Genomic DNA, 1,343 nt, shown 5'->3' with positions numbered 1-1,343 from the left:
TATGTATAACACTACAGCTCACGTTTCAAATTCGATTACATACGTAGTATAACACAGGAGATAACAGAATGATACCATAATTACTAGAAAATAATAGTTGACCTTTGTGTAACACAAAGAATTATAGTCATAAACGTAAATTATATTTTAAAGGAGAATTCATTATGACTCAAAACGCTGACAATTTTCTATTTTACGCTGGTATTAATACATTCGGTGGCTACAAGTACACTCGAGATTTAAAAAATATTGATATAGCAATCATGGGGGCCCATTTGATTCAGGAACATCAAATCGTTCAGGTACAAGAATGGGACCCAACTCTATTCGCAGTATGTCACACTTAGTACTTGGATTTAACTATATGTGGCGAGATATTTTAAACTTAGATAAAATAAAATCTAACATTATTGACTATGGCGATATCGGTCAATCATATGGCAGTAAATCCGTTGACACAATGATTGAAAGTACTTTTACTCATGCTAAAAAAGGTGTTGGAGGACCAACCACGCATCATATAAGAACTATATTGAAAAATTTAGCTGGGATTAATGTGGTTGCGAGCGACATCGTAGAAGTAGCACCACAGTATGATCATGGAGAAATTACTTCACTAGCTGCAGCATCTGTGGCACAAGACATCATATGTTTGATGGCCTACACTAATGAAAGTAACAATCAGTCAACCTGAAAGGAGTTTTTATATTGAATAGTATCTTAACTATTTCTAATTTAGCAAGTTTATGTCAAGTTTCAACAGAGACTCTTAGACACTATGACAGAATAGGATTATTAAAACCGTATAAGATAAATAAAATCACACGAGAACGACTTTACTCAATTAATCAATATGAACAGCTTGGTACTATAAAAGAATTGAAACAGTTAGGATTTTCTTTACAAGAAATTAAATACTATTTGCAAAATTGTAATATAGAAACAACACAAGATTTACTGTCAAAAAGCTTAAAAATTGTTAATTCAAAGATACAAGAGCTTTCGGAAATCAAAAAAACTATCGAAGTCAAAGAAAATTTAAGAGATTACTCCAATTTAAAAAAAGTTCCGCAAGATAAATATCTAACTTTAACTTATGAGGGTGAATTTTGGAATGCACAAGTTTATATCAATAAACTTATCAATCATTCTAAGAATCATCATATTTCAATTACTAATAATTTTATTCAAACACAATGGTTGGACTATACCTTTGTAAACGAAAAAAATAAACTGGTTTATGAAATACAAGTAAAAATGCTTTGATTTTTTAATATTTTTAGACACAAAAAAAAGAGCCCTAAGGGCTCTTTTTTAATTATTTTTGGATGTTAACTGCTTGA

The 1,343-nt window shown here is 30.4% G+C and carries 3 protein-coding genes; all 3 read left to right on the top strand.

Annotated elements, in window-relative coordinates:
• Positions 1 to 164 precede the first annotated feature (164 nt).
• The 3 genes from FC86_RS06650 to FC86_RS02245 are packed head-to-tail and all read left to right on the top strand — an operon-like array spanning position 165 to position 1,266.
• Positions 165 to 347 (top strand): hypothetical protein, encoded by a 183-nt coding sequence (locus FC86_RS06650; protein WP_056974412.1) that lies wholly within the window; start codon positions 165 to 167, stop codon positions 345 to 347.
• A complete protein-coding gene (locus FC86_RS06450; protein WP_062325946.1) occupies positions 311 to 694 on the top strand; it encodes an arginase family protein in 384 nt (127 codons plus the stop codon). Before FC86_RS06650 ends, FC86_RS06450 begins: the two co-directional genes overlap by 37 nt.
• Positions 695 to 708: 14 nt before the next feature.
• Positions 709 to 1,266, top strand: a complete 558-nt coding sequence (locus tag FC86_RS02245; protein ID WP_056974410.1) for a MerR family transcriptional regulator — start codon at positions 709 to 711, stop codon at positions 1,264 to 1,266.
• The last annotated feature ends 77 nt before the right edge of the window (positions 1,267 to 1,343 follow it).

It is taken from the genome of Holzapfeliella floricola DSM 23037 = JCM 16512 (genome assembly GCF_001436605.1).
Lineage (GTDB): Bacteria > Bacillota > Bacilli > Lactobacillales > Lactobacillaceae > Holzapfeliella > Holzapfeliella floricola.
The sequence above is the reverse complement of the archived record's forward strand: the minus strand, read 5'-3'. Positions and strand labels throughout refer to the sequence as shown.